Annotated in this window: 1 pseudogene; it reads right to left on the bottom strand. The window is 74.7% G+C overall.

What is annotated here, in order from left to right:
• Positions 1–453 (bottom strand): annotated as a pseudogene (locus BIV01_RS20045) (hypothetical protein); the annotation flags it as partial.
• Positions 454–605 lie beyond the last annotated feature (152 nt).

The raw sequence follows: 605 nt of genomic DNA on the forward strand, positions 1-605 counted from the left end.
CCCGGAGGTCGTCGGCGCCGCAGCGGGCGCAGCAGCCGAAGCCGCCGGAGCCGGAGCCGGCGCCGGTGCGGATGCCGCGGCAGCGTCGCCACCGACCGCGATCGCGTTGCCCGAGACCTGCACGGGCGCCGCGACGTCGGGCACGACCTGCGTCCCCGAGGCGATGCCGTCGGCACCCGACGTGGACGGTGTCGCGGCCGGAGCCGAGGACGACGGTGCGGCCGGGGCCGCGGGCGCTGCGGGCCGGGTGATCGACGACACCGCGTCGCCGAGGACCCCGAGTGCGTTGCCGGTCGCGGACACCGGCGCGTCGATCGACGGCGCCACCTGTGTGCCCGAGGCGGTGCCGTCCGCTCCGGAGGTCGTCGCCGCGTTCGCCGCGACCGCACCCCCGAGCGTCAGACCGCCGACGAAGAGGGCGAACCAGAGCCCTCTCGAGACGTACTTGTTCATGATCGTTGCTCCCTGATCGAGATGAGATGTGGACCGACCGCGATGGCGGCCGGTGGTGCGTGCCTGCCGTGTCGGACAGGCGCACCGATCTCAGTCAGGGGCGACGTCGTGCTCGCCGACGATGGACGCGGGGACCGCGTCGTCGGCGATGG

Origin of the sequence: Curtobacterium sp. MCBA15_013, assembly GCF_001865095.1 — a bacterium.
Lineage (GTDB): Bacteria > Actinomycetota > Actinomycetes > Actinomycetales > Microbacteriaceae > Curtobacterium.